The sequence below is a fragment of the Wolbachia endosymbiont of Oedothorax gibbosus genome (assembly GCF_936270435.1).
Classification (GTDB): Bacteria; Pseudomonadota; Alphaproteobacteria; order Rickettsiales; family Anaplasmataceae; genus Wolbachia.
In genome coordinates, this window is the sequence record NZ_OW370567.1 from 409534 (window position 1) to 429602 (window position 20069).

General features: G+C 34.7%; 13 protein-coding genes and 7 pseudogenes. 10 read left to right on the plus strand and 10 right to left on the minus strand.

The genetic code is table 11. From position 1 onward, the window contains the following. Positions 1 to 7 precede the first annotated feature (7 nt). On the plus strand, positions 8 to 916 hold the full coding sequence (locus tag NBW39_RS02065; RefSeq protein ID WP_250295473.1) for a hypothetical protein: 909 nt from the start codon (positions 8 to 10) through the stop codon (positions 914 to 916). Between the two features lie 34 nt (positions 917 to 950). Beyond that, positions 951 to 1743, plus strand: a protein-coding gene (locus NBW39_RS02070; protein ID WP_250294670.1) for an IS5 family transposase whose coding sequence is annotated in 2 segments (ribosomal slippage) — positions 951 to 1214 and positions 1216 to 1743 — 792 coding nt in all. Because the reading frame shifts where the segments join, the coding sequence is not laid out codon by codon here. A gap of 203 nt (positions 1744 to 1946) precedes the next feature. Here the strand turns inward: NBW39_RS02070 and NBW39_RS02075 are convergent. Then, a pseudogene (locus NBW39_RS02075) lies at positions 1947 to 2341 on the minus strand (IS66 family transposase); the annotation flags it as partial. An 84-nt stretch (positions 2342 to 2425) separates the two neighbouring features. Here NBW39_RS02075 and NBW39_RS02080 point away from each other — a divergent pair. Both NBW39_RS02080 and NBW39_RS02085 read left to right on the plus strand, forming a co-directional pair. Continuing rightward, a pseudogene (locus tag NBW39_RS02080) lies at positions 2426 to 3238 on the plus strand (IS5 family transposase). A 24-nt stretch (positions 3239 to 3262) separates the two neighbouring features. Continuing rightward, a pseudogene (locus NBW39_RS02085) lies at positions 3263 to 3445 on the plus strand (transposase family protein); the annotation flags it as partial. Positions 3446 to 3653: 208 nt separating this feature from the next. Here the strand turns inward: NBW39_RS02085 and NBW39_RS02090 are convergent. Further along, entirely contained in the window at positions 3654 to 4526 is an 873-nt protein-coding gene (locus tag NBW39_RS02090; RefSeq protein WP_250294632.1) for an IS982 family transposase, read from the minus strand. A gap of 87 nt (positions 4527 to 4613) precedes the next feature. Here NBW39_RS02090 and NBW39_RS02095 point away from each other — a divergent pair. After that, positions 4614 to 5333 (plus strand): annotated as a pseudogene (locus NBW39_RS02095) (IS5 family transposase). A gap of 10 nt (positions 5334 to 5343) precedes the next feature. Here the strand turns inward: NBW39_RS02095 and NBW39_RS02100 are convergent. After that, a pseudogene (locus tag NBW39_RS02100) lies at positions 5344 to 6070 on the minus strand (DDE-type integrase/transposase/recombinase); the annotation flags it as partial. Between the two features lie 63 nt (positions 6071 to 6133). Between NBW39_RS02100 and NBW39_RS02105 the strand changes: the two are divergent. Both NBW39_RS02105 and mutS read left to right on the plus strand, forming a co-directional pair. After that, positions 6134 to 6502: a Fic family protein gene (locus NBW39_RS02105; RefSeq protein WP_250295474.1), complete on the plus strand. Its 369-nt coding sequence runs from the start codon at positions 6134 to 6136 to the stop codon at positions 6500 to 6502. 159 nt (positions 6503 to 6661) lie between these two features. Further along, positions 6662 to 9172 carry a DNA mismatch repair protein MutS gene (gene mutS, locus NBW39_RS02110; protein ID WP_250295475.1) on the plus strand — a complete coding sequence of 837 codons (2511 nt, stop codon included), beginning with the start codon at positions 6662 to 6664 and terminating at the stop codon, positions 9170 to 9172. A gap of 127 nt (positions 9173 to 9299) precedes the next feature. On the opposite strand, the gene NBW39_RS02115 is transcribed toward mutS, so the two are convergent. After that, positions 9300 to 10089 (minus strand): IS5 family transposase gene (locus NBW39_RS02115; protein WP_250294658.1). Its coding sequence is split into 2 segments (ribosomal slippage): positions 9300 to 9827 and positions 9829 to 10089, totalling 789 coding nucleotides; the frame shifts between segments, so codons are not numbered across the junction. A gap of 75 nt (positions 10090 to 10164) precedes the next feature. Continuing rightward, positions 10165 to 10564: pseudogene (locus NBW39_RS02120) on the minus strand (IS4-like element ISWosp8 family transposase); the annotation flags it as partial. 93 nt (positions 10565 to 10657) lie between these two features. On the opposite strand from NBW39_RS02120, the gene NBW39_RS02125 reads away from it, so the two are divergent. Continuing rightward, entirely contained in the window at positions 10658 to 11530 is an 873-nt protein-coding gene (locus NBW39_RS02125) for an IS982 family transposase (protein WP_250294632.1), read from the plus strand. Here the strand turns inward: NBW39_RS02125 and NBW39_RS02130 are convergent. Then, a complete protein-coding gene (locus NBW39_RS02130) occupies positions 11480 to 11932 on the minus strand; it encodes a hypothetical protein (RefSeq protein ID WP_250295408.1) in 453 nt (150 codons plus the stop codon). The genes NBW39_RS02125 and NBW39_RS02130 overlap by 51 nt on opposite strands. Next, a complete protein-coding gene (locus NBW39_RS02135; protein WP_250295407.1) occupies positions 11886 to 12569 on the minus strand; it encodes a hypothetical protein in 684 nt (227 codons plus the stop codon). The genes NBW39_RS02130 and NBW39_RS02135 overlap by 47 nt, the downstream gene beginning before the upstream one ends. 455 nt (positions 12570 to 13024) lie before the next feature. Here NBW39_RS02135 and NBW39_RS02140 point away from each other — a divergent pair, with 455 nt between their 5' ends. Both NBW39_RS02140 and NBW39_RS02145 read left to right on the plus strand, forming a co-directional pair. Continuing rightward, a complete protein-coding gene (locus tag NBW39_RS02140) occupies positions 13025 to 16552 on the plus strand; it encodes a DEAD/DEAH box helicase (RefSeq protein WP_250295406.1) in 3528 nt (1175 codons plus the stop codon). A gap of 507 nt (positions 16553 to 17059) precedes the next feature. Beyond that, positions 17060 to 17326, plus strand: a complete 267-nt coding sequence (locus tag NBW39_RS02145) for a hypothetical protein (protein ID WP_250295405.1) — start codon at positions 17060 to 17062, stop codon at positions 17324 to 17326. Positions 17327 to 17403: 77 nt separating this feature from the next. On the opposite strand, the gene NBW39_RS02150 is transcribed toward NBW39_RS02145, so the two are convergent. The 3 genes and pseudogenes from NBW39_RS02150 to NBW39_RS02160 all read right to left on the minus strand — a co-directional run bounded on the left by NBW39_RS02150 (position 17404) and on the right by NBW39_RS02160 (position 20028). Continuing rightward, positions 17404 to 18276 (minus strand): IS982 family transposase, encoded by an 873-nt coding sequence (locus NBW39_RS02150; protein ID WP_250294632.1) that lies wholly within the window; start codon positions 18274 to 18276, stop codon positions 17404 to 17406. A 94-nt stretch (positions 18277 to 18370) separates the two neighbouring features. After that, positions 18371 to 19199: pseudogene (locus NBW39_RS02155) on the minus strand (transposase); the annotation flags it as partial. Between the two features lie 460 nt (positions 19200 to 19659). After that, the gene (locus NBW39_RS02160; protein WP_250295330.1) at positions 19660 to 20028 is read right to left on the minus strand and encodes a hypothetical protein; all 369 of its coding nucleotides are present in this window, start codon (positions 20026 to 20028) and stop codon (positions 19660 to 19662) included. Between the last annotated feature and the right edge of the window lie 41 nt (positions 20029 to 20069).

A 20069-nucleotide genomic window follows, 5' to 3' on the forward strand; every position in this document is an offset into this window, starting at 1 on the left:
GGTATTTATGGCAGCAAGTGATAGTATTTTAAAAAGGTATGCGTTAGCCTATATAAAGAAATCTGGTAGTAACACTAATGTTAAAGAGTTTTTGCAGCGTTGTAATGCGCTAGGCATCTCGGATTGGAGTGAGGATAACTTTAAAAGTGCGTATGAAGGATTTACATGTAATAGACGCAATACAGAAAGCAGAAATGATCAACATAATGCAGGGAATAACGGGCAACCTACAGGGCCTCAGGGTACATACGTACCTGTACACAATGATAGAGGTTTAGATTTTTGGGATTATTTGCTATTACAATGTTGTATCGATTCTTTATTTGGTGGGCGTGGTCACACTACTAATGTAACGAATATTAACTACGGTAATAACGAAAGCAGAGGAGATAAGAAAAAAGACTCGGAAGACAGTAGAAAGCTATTAGCTTTAGGTATAGCAGTTGCAGTTGTGTGTGTTGCTTTCCATGTTGGTATGTGTTTTTGGTACAACAGCAGCAAAAAAACGTCTAGAAAAGAAGAAAAAATAGATTATCTTGATAATAAACTTAAAACGTTCAGAAATATAGAATTTGCGGTTGGCGCTGTTTCTTTGGCAGCTTTGGTAGCTTGTGCTGTTTACCCAGTCTTACCAGTGTGGGGTTTAGTTATCCTTGGCGTTAACTCTCTCATATGTTTTGCTGGTGGTTTAGCTTTTCATATGAAGCATGAGAAAGAATTAGAGGATATCGATGAAGCTAAAAAAGCAGTAGAAGACTATAAACAAAGATCTGGGCATGGTTCTGGAGATTCTTCTCATCGTGAACCACCTCCTTCTTATTTTTCTCAAGATCCTAATGCGGGTACTTATCCAACTGCTCCTTCTTATAGTAGATTTTATAATTCTAAGAACCTGTTCATAATCTCAAAAAAGTGATAAACTATGAGATGATGTATATGAATAAGGATATATGAGAAATTTATACCCAAGTGACATAAGTCGAGAACAATTTGAAAAAATCAGATCAATTCTGGAGAGTAGTAGGAAGAAAACAAAACCAAGAAAACTTGATTTGTATGATGTATTTTGTGCAGTGCTGTACGTCCTAAAAAGTGCCTGTCAGTGGAGAATGCTGCCAAAAGATTTTCCAAAATGGCGAAGTTGTTACGAATATTTTAAAAAATGGAGTGAAAAACCAAGCGAAGATACAGAAAGTACTTTGGAGCGTGTATTAAAAAAAATTAGTTGGAGAGACACGTATCAGCAATGGTCGGAAAGAAAGAACTAGTTTTTGTATAATTGATGCTCAGAGCGTAAAAAATGCAGATACTGCTGAAAATAAGGGCTACGATGCAGGTAAAAAAATTTCAGGAATAAAGCGCCATATTGCAGTAGATACACAAGGTTTACCACACGCGATTTATGTAACAACGGCAGAAGCAACCGACCGCAGCAGTGCCATGAAAATGGTCGAAAATGCTAAAGAAAAACTCTCTGAAGTTAAAAATATACTTGTTGATGCAGGCTACACTGGAGAAAATTTTGCAACACAAATAAAAGCAACTATTGGTTCGACGGTCGAAGTAATAAAGCGAAGTGAATTACACACCTTTGTTGTACTGCCAAAGAGATGGGTTGTTGAGCGCTCTTTTGCTTGGTTGGAAAAATGTAGGCGTTTGTGGAAAAATTGCGAGCGGAAACTCAACACTAGCTTACAAATGGTCGTTCTTGCTTTCACTTCTTTACTCCTTAAAAGATTATGAACAGGTTCTAATACAACAGGGCAAAAATTTGGAAATAATTTTGTAAGCTAAATACCAAGCACAAGATATACCGCCGCGGGCGGCGGTATATGACATTGCCAGTACCTAAATACTTTGGTACGGACAATACAACGTAATATAGGCATAAAACCCCCTATATGGAAAAGATTCAGAAAAAATGTGTATCCGTTCAGCAGAGTGGTTTAAGAAACAATAGATAGGAGATTTTGGAAAGCCCCTTTGTTTCCATGTTAAGTATAATGAAATTATCCGTTCGAGGAATGTGTTTCCTCGCTGTGATTGTGTAAAATATGAGTTTTTACGGTAAATGACATAGTGTCGTATCTGTTGTTCAGCGTGTCAATGGAATGTTTTCTGAATCATTCAAAAAATTCCACATCATTCTTTCAGATTTCAAAATATTTTTGGCAACTCGAGAAGCTCCTATTGCTTCAGGTAGGTAAAATATCTCCTTCAAGTAATACCTTGTACGTTTTCGCAATTTTCTGGCACATCTGGCAAATCTAAAAACATCTATCTCATTTTTTAACAGAGCTTTTTTCAGTGCAAACAACTCAGCAGCAACATTTCTTAACCAGAACTTTAACTTCAATAGACCTCTTTCGAAACTAGCATAAAGCCAAAGAAGATATACAATGGTAATTTAGTGTGAAGGAGATAGATGAAATACAAAACAGCAAAAGAGTTAGAAGATGAGAAATTTCGCAGATTAACAGGGCTAAAAAGAGCAACGTTTGATAAGATAGTGGAAATTCTAAGGAAAGCAAATAAAAAGAAGAAAGCTAGAGGAGGAAGAGCTAAGTGAGGAAAACATGCTCCTAATGGTATTAGAGTATCTCCGCGAATATCGGACATATTTTCATATTGCGCAAAGCTATGGAATCAGTGAAAGTGGAGCATATAAGACAGTAAAGTGGGTAGAAGACAAGTTAGTAAAACATCCAGATTTTGCATTACCAGGACGAAAAGAGCTCTTAAAAAGTGATATGGAATATGAAGTTTTAGTGATTGACGCAACCGAAACTCCTGTTGAGAGGCAAAAAAAAAGCAAAAAAGATTTTATTCAGGAAAAAAGAAAAAGCACGGTATAAAAACACAAATTATTACCGAAAAAGATAGTAAAAAAATTATTTGTACGTCTTTTTCAAATGCTAGGAAGCACGATTTTCGGCTTTTTAAGGAGTCAAGAATGCACATACTCTCGGACATAAAAGTCTTAGCTGATTCTGGCTACAGAGGAATGCAAAAGATACACAAAAATGTTGAATTACCGCACAGGAAGACGAAAAAGAAGCAGTTGAACAAGGTAGAAAAGAAAGAAAATCAAGAGCTTGCAAGTCAAAGAGTGATTGTAGAAAATGTAATTGGTCTGTTAAAAAGATTCAAAATAATTTCAGATAGATATAGAAATCGAAGAAAACGTTTTGGCTTGAGATTTAACCTTATTGCAGGAATTTATAATTGGGAGTTGTAGATGTGAAGTTTCGAAAGAGGTCTATTGACTCCAGAGCAGAAGGAACATAACAGAAGGTTAGCATCATTTAGAATGAGAGTAGAAAATAAGATTCGCGAAATAAAAATATTTAAGATTATGTCACATGTTTACCGTAATTTTCAGAAGAAATACAACTTGAGATTTAATATTATTGCTGGCATTATAAATCTTAAGCATGCCTTTTAGTTAACCTTGATTTTAGCCTTCCTACTCCCCTTTTTCTTACTTCTTGATTTGCAGCAAGTCTAAGAACCTGTTTAAAATCTCGGAGAGATGAGGTAAAATAGGCATAGATTTAAGAAAGAGGTGTATCTATGCGTAAAAATTATCCAAGTGATATAAGTCGAGAGCAATTTGAAAAAATCAGACCAATACTAGAGACCCCAGTTATGGATTAACCAACGAAGTAAAGCTGAGAAATACAGGGCTTTTTCGATTGCATTGAATAAGAAATGAGGGTAGAAAAAATATGTACCAAGAAATTTACTGTGGATCTATGCCGAGTGTGCTCAAGTTCAAATTTGTTTTTTAGGCAGCCAAAAACCGTTTCAACAATCGATCTTTTCCCTAGTAAAATCTTCTCTTTCAGCGAAATCAGTGCATTTTTCATACCTTTTTTCACTTTAGTGACGAGTTTTAGACCTCTATCGAATAGTTTCTCAAAGAGCTCTTTCTTTATATAGCCCTTATCTCCAAACAAAAGTCCAGTTAGTTTTTTGGTTAGAGTTGGTACAGGTTTTCTGTCATCGACGTTACCTCTGGTTAGCGTAACACCTTGAATTTCACCTATTTCATTGATTACTACATGTAATTTAAAACCAAAAAACCAGCCGTAAGTATTCTTTCCTAACTCTGCTAATCCTTTGAAAACCTTATTTCTTGAGATTCTTTTTCGATGGCATACTGCTATTGAAGTAGAATCTATGTAGGAAATCCCGGTCATTTTTGCTTGTTCACAAAACCATTGCAAAAGTAATGCTAAATACCACAAAACTCGCGGCTTTAAGGCAATAAATCTGTGATATGAAGGCAGCTTTGAAAACTCTGATCTATAGAATAACTGAAGATAACAAAGATAAAAAGCCTTGAAGTTTTTACATGGTGATTTATGGTATAATAGGATTATGGTTAGAATTTCTGAGTGCGCTATTTCTGGTACTCTGGTTGGTTTTTTGCCGTTTGATAAGAACCTATTTGCAAAATTATCATCTACCGCACGACAAAAATCCTCGACGCAACAGTACAGTTCTGTAATATCTTTCTTCATGGGTAACCTCTTATTATTACTAAAATACTCGAGTTTACCCTGTTTCCCTCTTCTTAGTTATACTTTTATCTATTTTCTAATCCATAACTGAGGTTAGAGAGTAGCAGGAAGAAAACAAGACCAAGAAAACTTGATTTATATGAAGTATTTTGTGCAGTCTTATACGTACTGAAAAGTTGTTGCCAGTGGAGAATGTTGCCAAAGGATTTTCCAAAGTGGGAAAACATATATTACTATTTTCAAATCTGGAGTAAAAAAAATGGAGAAGAACCAAGTTTGTTGGAACTGGTCTTAAAAAAAACTAGTTGGAGAGGTCCGTATCAACAATGGTAGGAAAGAGAAAACCAGTTTCTGTATAATTGATGCTCAAAGTGTTAAAAACACAGATACTGCTGAGAAAAAGGGCTATGATGCAGGTAAAAAGATTTCAGGGCCATATCGCAGTTGATACTCAAGGTCTACCACATGCAATTTATGTAACAACTGCAGAAGCAACTGATCGTAGTAGCGCTGTGAGAATGGTCGAAAATGCTAAAGAAAACCTCTCTGAAGTTAAAAACATATTGGTTGATGCTGGCTACACAGGAGAAAATTTTGCAACTCAAATAAAAACTACTATTGGTGCAACCGTTGAAGTAATAAAACGAACATACCTTTGTTGTATTGCCAAAGAGGTGGGTCGTTGAACGCTCTTTTGATTGGTTGGAAAAGTGTAGGCGATTGTGGAAAAATTGCGAACGTAAACTCAACACCAGTTTGCAAATGATTGTCCTTTCCTTCATTTCTCTCCTATTACGAAGATTTTAAACAGGTTCTAAGGATGGCTAACTTTTGTCAAACAATGTTCAATGTCGTTGTCTGTACAAACTCTATCAAATATGTGCTTGAAAGCATACTTATGACGCTTCTGGTTGGTAAATTGTATGCCGTTATCTGTTAAAATGGTATGTATTTTATATGGTAAGGTTTTAATCAAATTACGTAGAAACTCAGCAGCTATGGGTTTTGTAGCAGTATTATGCAACTCAACATAGGTAAATTTAGATGTTCTATCTATTGCAACAAACAAATATAACTTACCTTCTTCTGTTCTGACTTCTGCAATATCAATATGCTATAGGGTATTGTTTGAACTTCTTTTTTGGTTTAACTTCACCATCAACATCTGGTAGTCTACTAATGTTATGCCTTTGTAAACAACGATGTAGACTAGATCGGGTTAGATGTCGAATTGTAGACTGGAGAGCATAAAGGCAATCATCTAATGGTAAAAGTGTATGCTTGCGAAATGCAACAATTATCGCTTCTTCTTCTAAAGTTAAGACAGTTGATCTTGGATGTTTTGGACCCATATCACTATCTTTAGTGAATGAGCGTTTTCTCCATTTGACAATAGTTTTTGGATTAAGGTTATAGTACCTGGAGAGTTTTGCTATGCTCTCTTTACTATTTTGTATTGCTCTACGAATTGTCTCTGTTATTTTGGCGCACCCATGTAACCATAATTCCTCCCTTGATGGTATTTTTTTCTCACATTTTATCATACCATCACACTCTGGGACCATACACCGCTTTTTTTCCTCAAGATATATTTATATCATGAGTTGTTGAGGACTACCTCTCTTATTTTCTTAAATGGTGTAGTACTGCAATCATTGGATGCATTGTCAAGAGCAGAACGAATTAACATTTTGATTGCAAATTGGCAAACTGAAGTTAGTTCTAAAACTGAAGGAGTTGCGAGTGGTATTGTAAGGTATCTCGCTGTAAACCCTTACTTTACTATAAGGAAAGTGGTTGAAAACTTAGGTGTCGTATTTACAACAGCCCAAAGAGCAATCGTAAAGCTTGAAGATTTAGGCATCGTTTCACAAACTTCTCAAGGAAAGAGAGATCGGGTTTATTGTGCAACTGATATTTTGAATATTCTAGAAGAACCAACTAAGATTACAGAGAACTTCGATAGCACATTATAGCTATAAAAGCACTTAAATCGGTGAAGAAAAAGGTAGAAAGACAGAGAAATTGCTCAATTTGTTTTTGTATCATACTCCACTTATTTAAATTTTATGTATGTGCAATATAATCTATAATAACATTGAATTTATCACCAATACAATATATTAAAAAATATTATGAGCTTTGTGAAAGAAAGAAACACTCCTGTGATGGAACAATATTTGAACCTGAAAGCTCAATACAAGGATCATCTGCTATTTTATAGGCTGGGAGATTTTTATGAGTTGTTTTTCGATGATGCTATTAAAGCTGCGAAATTGCTGAATATAGTGCTAACCAAGAGGGGCAATTCAAATGGGCAAGAAATACCAATGTGTGGAGTGCCAGCACACAGTAGCGAATCTTACCTACACAAGCTAATAGATTTAGGATTCAAAGTAGCAATCTGTGACCAATTAGAAACTGCTGATGAAGCAAAAAAGAGGGGCTATAAATCCATAGTAAAACGTGATGTAGTGCGAGTTGTAACTCCAGGTACAATTATAGAAGATTCACTACTGGAGGATAAAAGCAATAATTATCTCGCGTCCATAGTTGAACAAAATGACGAATATGCTATTAGTTGGCTTGAATTATCAACGGGAAAATTTTTTCACACTTTAACGAGTTTGAAAGCTCTAGATAGTGATTTATTGCGTATATCACCAAGAGAATTATTAATTTCTGAAAAATTCACTGAGGACGAAAAAATTAGATCGATTTTAAAAAATTATAAAATATCAATTACGCAACACGCACAAAGCTTTTTTGAGTATAGTAAATCTCACAGAACATTATGCGAGTTTTATAAAATCAGGGAACTTGGAAGTATAGGAAATTTCAGCAAAGTAGAAATCATGGCGTGCGGTGCACTGCTTGAATATGTCAGAGTAACACAAAGGGGCTCTATTCCAAGGCTTGAATTCCCAAAAACCTATAAGCAACAAAATTTCATGCTTATTGATGCTTCAGCAAGGAGAAATCTTGAGTTATTTTCAACTCAATTTGGTGAAAAGAAAGGTTCACTAATTTCAGTTATTGATCACACAGTTACAGCCTCTGGTGGACGTCTGCTCAAACAAATTCTTGCTTCACCACTTGCTTGCTCCAAGGCAATCAATTTGAGGCTCAGCACCGCTCAATTTTTTGTAAACAGTCATGAGGCGCGCAAAAAAATACGGGAGATACTATCTAACATTCCAGATATTGAGAGGTCTTTATCGCGCTTAATACTAGGGCGTGGTTCACCAAAGGATATGAACCTATTAAAAATAGGCCTAGGAAAAACTTTAGAGTTGTCTGAGTTTCTGTCTACCTTGCATAATTATTGTTTAAGTGAAGAACCAGCAGCTAACTTTCAGATGTCATTTCAGTGCTTGACCAGAGAAAAGGAACCAGTGTCTACTACTCAGGTGATAAGTAGTGACGAGAGTGAACTCAGCACAATACATAAAAGCCTTGGCAATCATAAAGACCTGTTTGAGCTTTTAGATAGTGCTGTGCTTAATAACAACCTTAGTTCCATGAAAGAAGGATGGTTTATCAATCCAAAATATAACCAGGAACTATCTGAGTTATCCTACATATTAAATAATAGTAATAAACTGATAACCAAACTCCGTGAATCTTATCGCGATTTAACTGGCATTGCTGCACTAAAAATATTGCACAACAACATACTTGGTTATTACATTGAAGTGTCGGCAAATCACAAAATAACTTCAGATATATTTATTCATAGGCAAAGCTTGGCAAATAGCATGCGCTACACTACTAATGAATTGAAAGAACTAGAAAATAAAATTCTTACGGCACGTGATGCTGCAATCAGCTTAGAAATGAAAATTTTTAGTGAACTGTGTAGTGAAGTCGCTAAAGAATCTGAAAAAATTGCTCTTGCTGCAAATGCTTTGGCAAAACTTGATATTAGAGCCACGTTTGCGGAGCTTGCAGTGCAAAATAATTACGTAAAACCCATTATCGATGACAGTAAAGAGTTCAATATCTGTAATGGAAGACATCCAGTGATTGAAGTTAACGATAAATTCATTGCAAATAGCATCGATTTAGCGGGTATACATCTAATTACTGGTCCTAATATGGCTGGAAAAAGCACTTTCTTGAGGCAAAATGCTCTCATCGCAATTTTAGCTCACATGGGGTCATTTGTGCCAGCAGATAGTGCACATATTGGAGTGATTGACAAGATATTCAGCAGGGTTGGTGCAACAGATAATATAACAGCTGGTTATTCCACCTTTATGGTGGAGATGATTGAAACAGCAACAATAGTCAACCAGGCAACAGATCGTTCCTTGGTGATACTTGATGAAATTGGTAGGGGCACAGGGGTGTATGATGGATTATCTATTGCACAGGCGGTGATTGAACATATTCACAATGTAAATAAGTGCCGCGCCATTTTTGCAACTCATTATCATGAATTAACTAAAGTAAGCAAATACTTGAAGAACGTGAAATGTTTTTGTGTAAAAATAAGAGAGTGGAACGGAGAGGTTATCTTTCTACATGAAGTAATTGAAGGCATTGCAGATGAGTCATATGGAATACATGTAGCAAAACTTGCTGGTTTTCCTGATTCTGTTTTAAATAGAGCAAGTGAGGTGTTTGAGGAGCTAAAGGCTTAAGAATGTAAAAGACAAAATTTGATCTGACAGACAAGAACTAACTGACAGAAGAATTAAAACTAATATCAGACTGTTGTTTAATGCGACAGGTATCTGTTCAGACAATGGCGTCAACTTAAGAACCTGTTTAAAATCTTCGTAATAAGAGAGAAATGAAGGAGAGAACAACCATCTGTAAGCTAGTGTTGAGTTTCCGCTCGCAATTTTTCCACAAACGCCTACATTTTTCCAACCAAGCAAAAGAACGCTCAACAACCCATCTCTTTGGCAATACAACGAAAGAGTGTAATTCACTTCGCTTTATTACCTCAACAGTTGCACCAATAGTAGCTTTTATTTGAGTTGCAAAATTTTCTCCTGTATAGCCAGCATCAACCAGTATATTTTTAACTTCAGAGAGGTTTTCTTCAGCCTTTTCCACCATTTCCACAGCACTGCTACGATCAGTTACTTCTGCCGTTGTTATATGAATTGCATGTGGCAAGCCTTGCGTATCAACTGCAATATGACGCTTTATGCCTGAAATCTTTTTACCTGCATCATAGCCCTTTTTTTCAGCAGTATCTGTGTTTTTAACACTTTGTGCATCAATTATACAGAAACTGGTTTTCTCTTTCCGACCATTGCTGATACGAACCTCTCCAACTAATTTTTTTTAAGACTACTTCCAGCAAGCTTGGTTCTGCTCCATTCTTTTTATTCCACATTTGAAAATAGTAATACACGTTCTCCCACCTTGGAAAATCTTTTGGCAGCATTCTCCACTGGCAGGCGCTTTTTAGGATATATAGCACTGCACAAAATACATCATACAAATCAAGTTTCCTTGGTTTTGTTTTCTTTCTGCTACTCTCCAGTATTGGTCTGATTTTTTCAAATTGTTCTTGACTTATATCGCTTGGATAGCTTTTTTGCATAGATATACCTCTTTCTTAACTATGCCTACTTTACCTCATATTTTCGAGATCCTTAACAGGTTCTAAGAGCATACATTAGCAAACTCTCCTAAAGACATGATGGCGTTTGGGCTTATCTACTTTATTGCGGCTATACAATCTTCCCGGTCGGATCTTAACTTTGGCGCGTATACTTAAAAAGGGCTTGAAAATCTTTTGGCGCAACGAGCACTTGATAAAGTTTCTGTCTCATCACACCAAATAAAACTGAAAAATTTAAACGGTACTCGGCAATTTGATCTGGGTTCCAAGGCCCTTGTGCATCACACATATGAAGCGATAATATATTGCACATGACCAAGTTTGCCCAAAATTCTTGTAATACAGCCTCTAAATTTACCCCAGAAAAATTCTCTAACTCTGCTCCTACTTTGAGTCGTTTGTAGCACTCTTCTATGTGCCACCTTAATACATAAGCTTTACTGATATCTTCCAACCTCAGTTATGGATTAGAAAATAGATAAAAGTATAACTAAGAAGAGGGAAACAGGGTAAACTCGAGTATTTTAGTAATAATAAGAGGTTACCCATGAAGAAAGATATTACAGAACTGTACTGTTGCGTCGAGGATTTTTGTCGTGCGGTAGATGATAATTTTGCAAATAGGTTCTTATCAAACGGCAAAAAACCAACCAGAGTACCAGAAATAGCGCACTCAGAAATTCTAACCATAATCCTATTATACCATAAATCACCATGTAAAAACTTCAAGGCTTTTTATCTTTGTTATCTTCAGTTATTCTATAGATCAGAGTTTTCAAAGCTGCCTTCATATCACAGATTTATTGCCTTAAAGCCGCGAGTTTTGTGGTATTTAGCATTACTTTTGCAATGGTTTTGTGAACAAGCAAAAATGACCGGGATTTCCTACATAGATTCTACTTCAATAGCAGTATGCCATCGAAAAAGAATCTCAAGAAATAAGGTTTTCAAAGGATTAGCAGAGTTAGGAAAGAATACTTACGGCTGGTTTTTTGGTTTTAAATTACATGTAGTAATCAATGAAATAGGTGAAATTCAAGGTGTTACGCTAACCAGAGGTAACGTCGATGACAGAAAACCTGTACCAACTCTAACCAAAAAACTAACTGGACTTTTGTTTGGAGATAAGGGCTATATAAAGAAAGAGCTCTTTGAGAAACTATTCGATAGAGGTCTAAAACTCGTCACTAAAGTGAAAAAAGGTATGAAAAATGCACTGATTTCGCTGAAAGAGAAGATTTTACTAGGGAAAAGATCGATTGTTGAAACGGTTTTTGGCTGCCTAAAAAACAAATTTGAACTTGAGCACACTCGGCATAGATCCACAGTAAATTTCTTGGTACATATTTTTTCTACCCTCATTTCTTATTCAATGCAATCGAAAAAGCCCTGTATTTCTCAGCTTTACTTCGTTGGTTAATCCATAACTGGGGTTATAAGATCTTTCCTCTAACTCAGAAAACTTTTTATTATTAAGATTATAATCACCAACATAATAGCCTACCTTAACAAAATCGATGATCTCTAATAACTTCTCTTGGCTAAATCCTGCAATTTCAGTTTTATTTGGTCCTAAAACACCTGGCCTTCGCTCTTCTTGAATATCAGGTATTTCAAATTCATTTTGTTCTAGATTTGAATCATCTCCATTAGGTTCCTCATTAAACTGACGTTCATCACCAATGTTATCGGTTAAATCCTCAATAGTTCGGTTATCAACATCTTCAAAACATTCCTTAATATCACCTAATAAACTTTTACCATCAGTTTTGTAGTTATTTAATTCTTGAGGAACGGGTAAATGTTTCTTTGCCATTTTCATACTCTACTTTACCATCTTGAGACTTAAGCGTGAACCTTAGCTTACTATCACATTTATATTCTTCCAATTGTTCTGAATCTGGATTTTTTACAACTATAACCTCACTATACTCAACACTTACAGAATTTGCACTATTACAATGAATGCCCATTGTTTTTTCAGGAATTGTTGGTGTTAAATTATACTGAGCAAGTATAGGCTGAATTTGACCATACATCGCAAACTCATACCCCGCTTGATTACAACTAGTAATTAATTCTTCCAGTATGTGATCGTTTGGAACTTCTGCTTTAGCATGCTTGAACATTTCTGTGAAGACTTGCTTTGCAGTTTGGCGGTAATTGTCATCTTTAACTCCTTCACTATGCGTATTGCACTGTTGGCTAACAAATTCCTTATCTATAGCTTGACCATTGATTACAAAACTCATTCTAGGAAGATCTTTATACGCTTGTTTACCAGAATTTACACTGGGATCATTTTTATCAGCTTTTACCTGATCAAGCAAAGATTGTGTCAGCTTAAATTCTAATGTAGTTGTAGAGTCTTGGTCAGGTTGATCTTCAATACCCGAATTCCCAGAATTTTTCCTACTTTTAACTTTATTTTCTTCTGTAGCATCTGCTGCTGGTGGCATGAGCCCAGCAAAAAAACTCCAAGTCATGTCTCCCTCCTACTAAAACAATTTAACTGAGTATAGCACTAAACAGTAATTTTGCCAAGCAAACCTTTTAACCCCAATTTATGGTGTATGGTCCCAAAGAGTGATGAATTGTAAATAAATTAGGAGCACTGGTTACATATAAATTCATAAGGTTTTGAGAGTTTTAAGTCTTTTTGTATAGTCTTGGTTGCACTTTTATGCAGCTCAACATAAGTAAATTTAATCTATAGCAACAAACAAATGCTTATTTTAACTTATTTCTGTTGGCGTTTTATAGTAGTAATTGATGTTAATTCGTTCTAAAATTAGTAGCTTGCTCTGAAGAAACACTATAGTTGTTTTCTCTAAGGTGGGTTTGATATATTTAGAAAAATTATCTATAAGGTTAATATTCAATTTATTTATATTGAAATATACGATTTTATAAAATGACTATTTATGGAAGAACATGGTGGGGTAAGAAGTGGCTACAGTCTTTTGACGGAATAGATTATGATAACCGTCTTCCACGTGGCAGAACTTGTGCTAATACTGGTCGAGCTTTTGGTATTAAAATTAATGGTCACATAGTTACAGCTAAAGTTCATAGCTCAGGATCTTACCCATATCGTGGTTCAAAACCTCAACCATATAAAGTCAAAATTATACTCAATGAATTAAGTTCATCAGAACAACAGACCATTCGTCAAATTATTGAAACTTCACCAGCTATATTAGCTAAATTGATAAATAGACAATTATCAGCCAGCTTGTTTGATAAGCTTAATGATCTTGGGATTAAATTATTTCCTTCAAATTGGCAGGAGATGAATGCAAGTTGTAGTTGTCCTGATTGGGCTATGCCTTGTAAACATATTGCTGCTGTAATTTATCTTATTGCGGCGGAAATTGATAAAAACCCCTTCATGATTTTTAATATTCATAATTGTGATTTATTATCGCTCATTGATGATTTTGGAGGTGGAAAATTAGAAAATGCTCAAAACATTTTAAAGACTGATGATATATTTAAGGCATGTTCTAAAATTAGAATACATAACCAAACAATTTTAAATGATATTGATTTATCAACTATTCCTAACCTTTTTGATTGTATCAGTAGTATTTTAACAGATAATCCACTTTTTTTTGAAAAAAACTTTCATAATATTTTACAGATAGCTTATAAGCACTGGCAAAAGTATCCTACAGGAAGGTTAGTGTACTATCCAGCTTCTAAGAAGGAACTATCGGAAGAGGAGCTATTTATTAAAAGATGGGGAAAAATTCAGAATTGGCAAACATTTCAACTATTCATTAATGATCAGCATTACCTTACTCAAGTGAGCAATGGTACAACTAATTTATTTATGCTAAGTAGAAATGTATTGCAAGATATGGCACGATTTTTAAACGACATTCCTAATTCGTTACTTCACAGGCTTAATCCTGAACTTCGCTTCATGCATATGATTTCACAGTTTGCACATATGCTGATGGAAAAGTCAGCGCTAATACCACAAGTATTACAAAACAAAAAAGGAGAAGTAATAATTAGGTGGATTCCGGCGTTGTTTAATGAATCAGTTAAGGAAATTCATAGCAAGATGTCATCTATTTGTCCGCCTCTATTGATTAAATATCAAGAAATCGCTATGGAACCAGAGGAACAAGTAAATGTTGCTATCTCTCTCATCCTTTTAGGGTATATAAAAGATAACTTTCCTGCACCTCTGGATAAGCATGGAGATAAAGACATCTTTGGATTATTCTTTACTGGAAGACCATACAAGTTTACTGAGTTTAGCAACAAGGAAATACCGCAAGCGATTAATCTCTGGCTTTCACGTCTTTATTTAGCAGATAAACCTTACAAACTCTATCTAATGATAAAAGATTACAATGAAAAATTTGAACTTGAGGTACAGTTATCACCAGATGATGAGAAGTCATTCATAAAGCTGGAAAAAGCACTTTCTAATCAAAACGTAAAGCTTAGTATTTTATCTGATCTTGCACTTTTGTCTGAATATATACCTGAACTAGAAAAGTCGATTGACGATAATAGCACATTATCATTTAATTTAGATAATTTTGCACCATTATTTTTACATATCTTGCCTGTACTAAGAGCAATAGGTATCAAAGTTATTTTGCCGAAATCTTTACAAAAAATCTTAAAACCACAATTAAGTCTTAATTTGTCTACTAAAGATAAAATAAAAGAAGATCGCGAAAGCTTTTTAACTCTTGAAAATTTATTAAAATTTGATTGGAAAATAGCAATAGGTGATAAAAAAATAAGCATTACAGAATTTAAAAAGTTACTAAAAGATTCTCGTGGGCTTGTGCACATTATTGATCATTATGTGCTTTTAGATGATAAAGAGGTAGAGGCTTTATTAAAAAAACTTGATAAATTGCCTGATTATTTGAGTCAAGCAGAACTCATGCAAGCTGCCCTGACAGGTGAAGTGAATGAGGCTAAAGTAGCATTTGATCAGCAGCTTACAGACTTATTTAATAAACTTAATACTTACACACCTGTTACTACACCAAATAATCTAATAGCACAACTGCGCCCATATCAAGAACGAGGGTTTAGTTGGCTTGTACAGAATATAGAAAGTGGGTTTGGTAGCATAATTGCTGATGATATGGGTCTTGGTAAGACTGTACAAGTTATTGCAGCTATTTTATATTGTAAAAATGCAGGATTTTTAAATCGGGATAGAGTTTTGATAGTAGCTCCAACAAGCATATTAAGTAATTGGCAACGAGAGATGGAACGTTTTGCACCAGAATTAAAGCTTTTCATCTATCATGGACAAAATCGAGAATTAGTAAGTGATTACGATGTAGCCATAACATCTTATGGTCTTGCACGTCGTGATAAAAAAGAACTCAACAAAATAAGATGGTTTTTGCTCGTGATTGATGAAGCACAAAATATAAAAAATCCTAATACCGAACAAACCAAAGCAATTAAAGCTATTGAGGCAACACATAAAATAGCAATGAGTGGTACACCTGTTGAGAATAGGTTACTTGAGTATTGGAGCATTTTTGATTTTATCAATAAATCTTATCTTGGTACTCCTAAGCAGTTTAAAAGCAGCTTTGCAACACCAATTGAAAAAGAAAGAGATAAAATTTGTCTAGAAAGGTTTATGAAAATCACTAGCCCTTTTATGTTACGTAGGCTTAAGAGTGATAAAAGCATTATTCAGGATTTACCAGATAAAATTGAGAATAATCGTTATTGTTCCCTCACTTCAGAGCAAACAGCTCTTTATCAAAAGGTTGTTGATACAACTATGGAGAAAATAGAAAAAAGTGAAGGGATTGAACGTAAGGGACTAATCTTTAAACTTATCAATGCTTTAAAGCAAATTTGTAACCATCCATCACAATTTGGCAAGAAAAAGCGTGCGAGTATTGAACAATCCGGTAAAATGCAGATGCTTGAGGAAATATTGATTAGTATTGGTGAAGTTGCAGAAAAATCATTGATATTTACTCAATACACTGAAATGGGTGAGATTATAGCTAGGCTACTTGAAGAAAGGTTTGAATCAAAAGTGCCATTTTTACATGGAGGACTGTCCCGTAAAGCACGAGACGAAATGGTTAATGATTTTCAAAATTCATTCCAATCAAATATTCTTATAGTATCTTTAAAAGCTGGTGGAACAGGGCTTAATTTAACAGCGGCAAACCATGTAATACATTATGATTTATGGTGGAATCCAGCAGTGGAAGCACAAGCAACAGATCGGGCCTATCGTATCGGGCAAGAACGTAATGTTATGGTGTACAGGCTACTTTCAACAGGTACATTTGAAGAGCGTATTGATGAGATGATTCAAAGTAAGAAAGAATTAGCAAACCTAACTATAAGTAGTGGCGAGAGTTGGATTACAGAATTTAACAATGATCAATTAAGAGATTTAGTTAATATAAAAAATGCACTATAATATAGCTGAGTTATTTAATGTAAAGAACCAGATATAGCCCATCTCCAAAGAAAAAAGTTTTTAATTTTTTCAGAAAAAGTCATAAGAAACCCGTTATATATATAGTAGAAGGTTTTCTATCAAAGACACCATTATGAATTATATAGCAGAAAGAAAACATTAGTTTTTTTAATTTATTTTAAATATATCAACAGAATAAAAACTAAGGGGTTGACATAGTGATTAAAATGTAGTAGAGTTACAGTAGAGTATTTTTTCTTAAAAGAAAGAAGATACTAAAACCTTAAATTTCACTTTTCACCTGAACTGACTTTCTTTATTTCTGTATCCGTTCAGCAGAGTGGCAAAATAGGTAGACAAGATAAACCAAAAAGATAATCATAGGGTAAACGTGAGGTAATATGATTGATCTAGAAGAGCTCTGCAAAAATTTACAGCAAAAAATAGAGAAGTTGGAAGTAGAAGTAGAAAACTTAAAAGCAGAAAATAAAGCCCTGAGGATAGAGAATGCGTAATAGTGTAGGTTGTCAAATTGATTACATGATTCAAACAAGGTTTAACACTCTCTACATTTGCGAAATCAAATTTTCAAAAAATAAAATCGGTCATTCAATAATACAAGAAGTACAAAAGAAAATAGATACACTAAAGCGTCCAAAAGGCTTTTCATGTCGTCCAGTCCTTATCCACGTTAATGATGTAAGTGATGATGTTATAGATAGTGATTACTTTTCAAACATAATTGATTTTGGAGAATTATTGAATTGTAAGTGATGTTTTTTGTGCTCTACCTGACTTAAAAAAATAGTAGTTTCTACAGTTATTCTTAAGTTTATAACCCCAGTTATGGATTAACCAACGAAGTAAAGCTGAGAAATACAGGGCTTTTTCGATTGCATTGAATAAGAAATGAGGGTAGAAAAAATATGTACCAAGAAATTTACTGTGGATCTATGCCGAGTGTGCTCAAGTTCAAATTTGTTTTTTAGGCAGCCAAAAACCGTTTCAACAATCGATCTTTTCCCTAGTAAAATCTTCTCTTTCAGCGAAATCAGTGCATTTTTCATACCTTTTTTCACTTTAGTGACGAGTTTTAGACCTCTATCGAATAGTTTCTCAAAGAGCTCTTTCTTTATATAGCCCTTATCTCCAAACAAAAGTCCAGTTAGTTTTTTGGTTAGAGTTGGTACAGGTTTTCTGTCATCGACGTTACCTCTGGTTAGCGTAACACCTTGAATTTCACCTATTTCATTGATTACTACATGTAATTTAAAACCAAAAAACCAGCCGTAAGTATTCTTTCCTAACTCTGCTAATCCTTTGAAAACCTTATTTCTTGAGATTCTTTTTCGATGGCATACTGCTATTGAAGTAGAATCTATGTAGGAAATCCCGGTCATTTTTGCTTGTTCACAAAACCATTGCAAAAGTAATGCTAAATACCACAAAACTCGCGGCTTTAAGGCAATAAATCTGTGATATGAAGGCAGCTTTGAAAACTCTGATCTATAGAATAACTGAAGATAACAAAGATAAAAAGCCTTGAAGTTTTTACATGGTGATTTATGGTATAATAGGATTATGGTTAGAATTTCTGAGTGCGCTATTTCTGGTACTCTGGTTGGTTTTTTGCCGTTTGATAAGAACCTATTTGCAAAATTATCATCTACCGCACGACAAAAATCCTCGACGCAACAGTACAGTTCTGTAATATCTTTCTTCATGGGTAACCTCTTATTATTACTAAAATACTCGAGTTTACCCTGTTTCCCTCTTCTTAGTTATACTTTTATCTATTTTCTAATCCATAACTGAGGTTTCCAAAGTAAATTTTTCTCGATCAAAAAGTGAAGTAACTAATACCTCTGTTTCTCCGTTAGCTAATGTCAGCTCTTACTTTCTGTCCTTTCATTTTATTTTTTAGCTTTTCATTTTCTAATATAAAATCAAAATCTGATTCGCCAGATGCAATTCGTTCCCATAGCTTGCTATAATTTCTTTTTTGCAAGCGAAAAATAAAATCTACTTCCAAATCATCATGCTGCTGAATGAATTTTACTGAAGGATAACCACGATCATAGATAAATAATAATTTCTTTTGATTTAATGAACGCATTTGAGTGATAACTTCGGGTAATTGCTCTTCCGCCAACGTTTGTTCCCAAGCCGCAAGGCGAGCACTGCAAATCAGTGAAGTACATAAATCAACAAACAAAGAAACTCTTGCCAATGGTGGCATTGTGCCTGTTGTTCCATTTGGTTTAAAGCGGCCAAACTCGGATACAATTTCCTCAGAGCTGGGTAATCTCATACCAGAACCATCTGCTGCAATAAGTCTATAGCCTCTCCAGCTCAGATTCATCTTGATAAGCTGTTTGGATGCTTAGCTCCAATAACTCTTTAAAACCTGTATTTATACCTTGCTTTAGAAAAAGCTTGCTTTGAGGGTACATGTCAATGGCTCCATAAGTTCACATTCTATTCCCAAACTTTTTTTAACTAACTTTAAAATCATAGAAAATACTGTCGTAAAAGGGAGTTTTCTTGTTCGCGTGAAACTGTTCTTTCCAACACAATGGATTCTCTGAAAAGCTTTCGAGTATATTATATTTTTAATTTGTAGAATAAAATTTTTTCCTTTTTGCATGTTTTACCTAAAAAGGACACATTTTAGACTTCTTTGTTGAAATAAAACAGCAACAAAAGTGCTATTTATTGCAGCTTTTGGGTAATTTAATGGTAAAAATTTTAGAGAGAATTTTTATACACTATCACCGATATTTTTCCTTAAGTTGACGCCATTGTCTGTTCAGATGCATGGCTCATGTACAAATATTGAAACAAAAATTCCAGTGCTCCCTTTCTTGTCATCCCAGTCTGGGATCCAGATTGGGCACTAAGTTGGTAAACACGAAAGCGCTTTACAATGTTTTCGATGGAACTGCGCGAAAGAACTGGATGCCAGTGTCAGCTACTTGCATGACACCCATTTGTTCCTATAGTTGTCTTTTCTCGTCTACCTTATTTTGCCACTCTGCTGAACAGATACATGCGACAGAACCCTTAAAACCACTATGACCCTATGTATCTTTTTTTAATACTCTATGTCACCTATTTTTTTGCCACTTCTCTGAGCAGATACCTTTAATTTCAGCACATTGATTACCAGCATCAGAATTCTGTAACTCTTCTTTCAATCCCTTAGCTGCTTCTTTGACTTCAAGATTTGCCTTTGGATGAAGATCTTCTGGGCCTTTTCGTTTAGTATCCAAACTTTGTTGTAGATTAGTGTTTTTCATTTTATTATGCTGCTCGTGCTCAGGTAGGTCAACAACCGAATTGAAAAGAATTTTTATTATATTTTTTAGCAGTTCTAAAAAACCTCCGCTTCTGCCTTCTCTTTGTTCTTGAGGTTTATTTTTCTCATTAGGTTCTCTTTTACTACTACTTTTAGGCATGTTTAACTCAACTATCATAAAGCTTAATAAAATTCTACGTGCAAATTATTAAATAACAG

Excerpts from the sequence above, each read along its gene's own strand:
- NBW39_RS02065 (WP_250295473.1), top strand. The coding sequence starts at position 8 with ATGGCAGCAAGTGATAGTATTTTAAAAAGGTATGCGTTAGCCTATATA.
- NBW39_RS02090 (WP_250294632.1), bottom strand. The coding sequence starts at position 4,526 with ATGAAGAAAGATATTACAGAACTGTACTGTTGCGTCGAGGATTTTTGT.
- mutS (WP_250295475.1), top strand. The coding sequence starts at position 6,662 with ATGAGCTTTGTGAAAGAAAGAAACACTCCTGTGATGGAACAATATTTG.
- NBW39_RS02125 (WP_250294632.1), top strand. The coding sequence starts at position 10,658 with ATGAAGAAAGATATTACAGAACTGTACTGTTGCGTCGAGGATTTTTGT.
- NBW39_RS02130 (WP_250295408.1), bottom strand. The coding sequence starts at position 11,932 with ATGAAAATGGCAAAGAAACATTTACCCGTTCCTCAAGAATTAAATAAC.
- NBW39_RS02135 (WP_250295407.1), bottom strand. The coding sequence starts at position 12,569 with ATGCCACCAGCAGCAGATGCTACAGAAGAAAATAAAGTTAAAAGTAGG.
- NBW39_RS02140 (WP_250295406.1), top strand. The coding sequence starts at position 13,025 with ATGACTATTTATGGAAGAACATGGTGGGGTAAGAAGTGGCTACAGTCT.
- NBW39_RS02145 (WP_250295405.1), top strand. The coding sequence starts at position 17,060 with ATGCGTAATAGTGTAGGTTGTCAAATTGATTACATGATTCAAACAAGG.
- NBW39_RS02150 (WP_250294632.1), bottom strand. The coding sequence starts at position 18,276 with ATGAAGAAAGATATTACAGAACTGTACTGTTGCGTCGAGGATTTTTGT.
- NBW39_RS02160 (WP_250295330.1), bottom strand. The coding sequence starts at position 20,028 with ATGATAGTTGAGTTAAACATGCCTAAAAGTAGTAGTAAAAGAGAACCT.